The following is a 4,676-nucleotide window of genomic DNA, read 5'->3' on the forward strand; positions in this document are numbered from 1 at the left end:
ATGATGTACTTCTCGAAGATCTCGCGCAGCCGCGGCGCCTGGGCGGCGTCGGTGTCCGGCAGCAGGTAGTCGCCGCGGTGGTAGATGTACAGGTCGCCCTGGATGTGCCCCTGGGCGTTGAGCAGGAAGTTGTAGCTGCCGTGGCCGGGGGCCAGGTCGCGGATGTTGTTGGTGACCATGCCGTTCATCCAGCGCACCCGGTCGCCGCCGGCGACGATGAGCTTGGCCCGCCAGCCCAGGTCGAACAGGCCGCAGCCCGAGCGCAGCGCGGTCAACTCGGCTGCGGGATCGCTGAAGCGCGCCGCCGTCTCCGCCCCACGGTATTCGCCGCGGGCGCTCCCCGCGGCCGCGGGGTGGCCCGAAAGTGCCGTCGCCGTCATGTCTAAACTTTTCATTATAGCCAACTGGGAACTGGCAACCGGGAACTGGGAACTGTTACCCTGTCGCCCGTGCCCCCGCCCGCCCCCAAGCGAATCGCCGTCATTCCCGGCGACGGCATCGGCAAGGAAGTGATCGCCCAGGCCGTCCAGGTGCTGCGCGCCTCCGGCGCCGCCCTCGCCTTCACCGACTTCGATTGGGGCGCCGACCGCTATCTCCGGGACGGCATCACCGTCCCGCCCGGCGCCTTCGAGATGCTGGCCCGCGATTTCGATGCCGTGTTCGTGGGCGCGCTGGGCGATCCCCGCGTCCCTTCCAACCTCCACGCCAAAGAGATCCTGCTCAACATGCGCTTCCAGATGGATCTCTACGCCAACGTGCGTCCGGTCAAGCTGCTGGACGAGTCGCTGTGTCCGCTCAAGGGCGTGCGCCCCCAGGACCTGGACTTCGTGGTCATCCGCGAGAACACCGAGGGCCTCTACCGCGACGTGGGCCGCACCGAGCACGCCGGCACGGCGGATGAAACCGGCATCAACGAGGACATCAACACGCGCCGCGGCGTGGAGCGGGTGCTGCGCTACGCCTTCGAGCTGGCCCGCCGCCTGGGCCGCAAGAGGGTCCTGATGAGCGACAAGTCCAACGTCCTGACCCACGCCCACGGGCTCTGGCAGCGCGTCTTCAAGGAAGTGGCGCTCGAGTATCCCGACCTCCAGCCGCAGCATATGTTCGTGGACGCGCTGGCCATGCAGATGGTGCGCGACCCGCGCCAGTTCGACGTGATCGTCACCAACAATCTCTTCGGCGACATCCTCACCGACCTGGCCGCGGGGCTGCAGGGCGGGTTGGGCATGGCCGCCAGCGGCAACATCCATCCTGGGCGCACCTCGATGTTCGAGCCGGTGCACGGCTCGGCGCCGCCGCTGGCGGGCAAGAACCTCGCCAATCCCATGGGCGCCATCCTCACCGCCGCCATGATGCTGGAGCACTTGGGCCTGGAGCGCGAGGCGGAGAAGATCAACGCCGCCGTGCTGGAGGCGGTGCGGCAGAAGAAGACCACCTCCGACATCGGGGGGACGCTGGGCACGCGCGAGTGCGGCCAGTGGATCGCCGCCCGCGTGGCGGGAAGCTGACCGCCACGCCGACTCCTACTTCACGCCCAGCAACTCGACGTCGAAAATCAGGGTGGCGTTGGGCGGGATCACGCCCGCCGCCCCACGCTCGCCATAGGCCAGGGCCGGCGGGATGCGCAGTTGCCGCTTGCCTCCCACCTTCATGCCGGCCACGCCTTCGTCCCAGCCCTTGATCACCTGCTGGGCGCCAAGGTCGAACTCGAATGGGGCGCGACCGATCGAGCTGTCGAACTGCTTGCCGTCGGTCAGCCAGCCGGTGTAGTTCACCGTGACGTGCTTGCCGGCGGCCGCGGTGGCCCCGGTACCCACCTTGATGTCCCAGTACTGCAGGCCGGAGGGCGTGGTGGTGGGCTTGCCCGTCACCTTGGTAGGACCGGAAGGGGCGGGCGTTTGGGTCTTGTGTTGGGCGAAGACGAGCGTCAGGGCGGAGATCAGAAGCAGTGCCAGGACAATCCGGTTGCGCATGCGAGCTCCTTGTTGAGGCAACGATGATAGCAGAAGCGAGTGCTTGACGAGTGAGACCCGGCCCGGCTACTTGGTCACCGGAGTCCCCTGGTAGTAGCGGCACTTCCACTCTCCCGCCCGCCGCACCCAGATCTCGCCGACCTGGTAGGTGACGTGGATGATCTTGCCGCCGGAGGGCCCGTCGACCTCCGCGGTGTAGGTCACTAGGGCGGCATCCGGGCCCAGGGGCACGGCGGTCACTCGCTCCAGCGTGAAGGCGGTCAGCGGCGCCTGCGCGATCTCCTGCGGCGTCGGCTTGCGGCTGTGCAGGGTCCCGTCGGGAAAGACGGCCTGGTAGTCGTCGGCCAGGAGGGCGTTGTGGGCCTCCGCCTCCTGGTTCTTGTAGTGCTCCCAGATGGCCAGTAGGCGCGGGCGGATGGCTTCCGTGAGCGCGGAAGACCCGGTGCTTTCTGGCTTGCTCATCGAGGTCGTCTCCTTCTGTAGTGCCGGCAGGCAAGCCGGAACGATGACCGCCAGGAGCAAGAGTATCGCAGCCGTCCGCCGCAGTCCGGTCATACGTTTTCATCCTCCGTGATTGACGATTGAGGCATTGACGGTTGACGAATGAAAAGCGCCCAGGACGGTCCCAATCGTCACTCCGACAATCGTCAGTTCTTTTCCACCACCCACACCTTCACCGGCTGCTCTACGCCCTTGACCTCCATCTTCATGGAAGCCTGGGCGAAGGTCTGCCACTCCGCGCCCGCGCGTTCGTACACCTCATCGGAGATCAGGATCTCCGTCCCCAACTGCTTGTTCAATCCCTCGATGCGCGACGAAAGGTTCACGGGGTCGCCGATCACGGTGTACTCCAGCTTGTGCTTGGGCGAGCCGATGGAGCCCACCACTACCTCCCCTGCGTGGACGCCGATGCCGATCTTGAGCGCGGGCACGCCCGTGGCCGCGAACAGGTGGTTGACCGCGCGCACCCGCTTCGAGATCTGGAGCGCGGCCGACACCGCCGCCCCGCACGGGTTCTCCAGCGCCACCGGCGCGCCGAAGATGGCCAGCAGCCCGTCGCCCAGATACTTGTTCACGGTACCGCCGCTCTCCGCAATGGCACCCACCACCGCCTCGAAGAAGCGGTTGAGCACGCCCACGATGACCTCGGGCGGGCGCTCGCGGCTGAAGGCGGTGAAGCCGCGCACGTCCACGAAGAGGATGGCCACGTAGCGCTTCTCCGTGCGCCCGGTGTCGTGCTCGCCGCGGGCCAGCAGCGCCGTAGCCACCTCGCTGGTCATGTAGGCGCCGAACAGGTCGCGCAGCCGCTGCCGCTCGCTCAGCCCCAGCGCCATGCTGTTGATGTGCGCAGCGATCTGCCCGAACTCGCTGGTGGTGTAGAGCTGGGCGCGCGCGCCCAGGTCGCCGCGCCCCAGCCGGTCCAGCGCCGCGATCAGCGCCGCCGTCTGCTCGTGCAGTTGCCGCCCCAGCACGTACATCAGGTAGAGGAAGAGCGCGGCGCAGGCCCCGCCGATGGCGGCCAGATCGAAGAGCAGGCGGTGCGCTTCCGGCCCCAGCGCCGCCCGCACCCGCAGGTACACCGCCGACGACACGACCACGATGGGCGCGAGTGCCAGCAGCGGGAAGAAGATGCGCATGCGCTTTTCCAGCGTGAAGGGGCGGGCCAGGGTCTCGCTCACAGGGACGTTCTGCGCCAGCTCCAGCGCCAAGGGTTGGATCTCACGCTCCATGGCCGCGAACTCGTAGATCACGTGCGCGATGGGCACCACCGTCAGGTTCAGCACCCAGTAGAAGGGGAAGGTGCGGGGATCGATGCCCAGGCTGAGCCAGCGGTTGGCCAGCACCACCAGCAGCGTGATGCCGGCGGAGAAGCAGATGGCGTGCGGCCCGAAGACGCGCAGCAGCACCAGCCGGGGGGAGTCCAGCAGGCGCGCCAAGCCGCGCTGTCTTGCTTCCTGCGAAGCGCCCTCCGCCAGCGCGTGTTCGACCGGTCGCAGGCTGGCGCGCAGGATGGCGATGTCCAGCGGCAGGAAGGCGGCCAGGTCGGCGAAGGCCAGCACCGCAAGCACCCCCAGTTGCCGCCAGCTATAGGAGAAGACGAAGAAGTAGAAGGCGGCGCCGGGCAGCACCGAGAGCGCCGTGCCCAGCAGCAGGTTGCGGCGCGCGCGGCGGTAGAAATCCCGGTAAAGGCTGGATTCCATCGGCAGGCGAGACTAACCTCTACTAAGACGCAATAGCAACCCTGGGAACTTGTTGATTTATTGATTTGTTCATTTATTGATTTACTCAGGGTAACGAGCACCCTCGGGAAATCAATAAATCAAGAAATGAGGAAATGAGCAAATGTCCTTACAATCCCGGCTTTCCCAGCGAGGTGCCCTCATGAATATTTCTGACATTCACGCGCGTGAGATCCTCGATTCCCGTGGCAACCCCACGGTGGAAGCGGAAGTCCTGCTGGCGACCGGCGCTCGCGGCCGCGCCGCCGTTCCCTCCGGCGCCTCCACCGGCGAGCACGAAGCGGTCGAACTGCGCGACGGCGACGAGCAGCGCTTCCTGGGCAAGGGCGTACTCAAGGCGGTCGAGAACGTCAACGGCGAGATCGCCGACGCGCTCGCCAACCTCGACGCCTCCGACCAGCGCGCCCTCGATCAGAAGATGGTCGAGCTCGACGGCACTCCCAACAAGGGACGCCTGGGCGCC

The 4,676-nt window shown here is 66.9% G+C and carries 6 protein-coding genes; 2 read left to right on the top strand and 4 right to left on the bottom strand.

From position 1 onward, the window contains the following. Positions 1 to 380: hypothetical protein (locus VEG08_16105; GenBank protein ID HXZ29519.1), on the bottom strand; the 380-nt coding region annotated here is incomplete at its 3' end. 69 nt (positions 381 to 449) lie between these two features. Here VEG08_16105 and VEG08_16110 point away from each other — a divergent pair. Continuing rightward, positions 450 to 1,508, top strand: a complete 1,059-nt coding sequence (locus VEG08_16110) for a 3-isopropylmalate dehydrogenase (protein ID HXZ29520.1) — start codon at positions 450 to 452, stop codon at positions 1,506 to 1,508. 15 nt (positions 1,509 to 1,523) lie between these two features. Here VEG08_16110 and VEG08_16115 read toward each other — a convergent pair whose 3' ends face one another. From VEG08_16115 to VEG08_16125, 3 genes are all read right to left on the bottom strand, one after another. Beyond that, entirely contained in the window at positions 1,524 to 1,973 is a 450-nt protein-coding gene (locus tag VEG08_16115; protein ID HXZ29521.1) for an FKBP-type peptidyl-prolyl cis-trans isomerase, read from the bottom strand. Between the two features lie 66 nt (positions 1,974 to 2,039). Beyond that, positions 2,040 to 2,435, bottom strand: a complete 396-nt coding sequence (locus VEG08_16120; GenBank protein ID HXZ29522.1) for a nuclear transport factor 2 family protein — start codon at positions 2,433 to 2,435, stop codon at positions 2,040 to 2,042. A 185-nt stretch (positions 2,436 to 2,620) separates the two neighbouring features. Next, positions 2,621 to 4,174 carry an adenylate/guanylate cyclase domain-containing protein gene (locus VEG08_16125; GenBank protein HXZ29523.1) on the bottom strand — a complete coding sequence of 518 codons (1,554 nt, stop codon included), beginning with the start codon at positions 4,172 to 4,174 and terminating at the stop codon, positions 2,621 to 2,623. Between the two features lie 142 nt (positions 4,175 to 4,316). Here VEG08_16125 and eno point away from each other — a divergent pair. Next, positions 4,317 to 4,676 (top strand): phosphopyruvate hydratase (eno, locus tag VEG08_16130; protein ID HXZ29524.1); only part of this gene is annotated, 360 nt, incomplete at its 3' end.

It is taken from the genome of Terriglobales bacterium, from assembly GCA_035624475.1.
Lineage (GTDB): Bacteria > Acidobacteriota > Terriglobia > Terriglobales > Acidobacteriaceae > DASPRL01.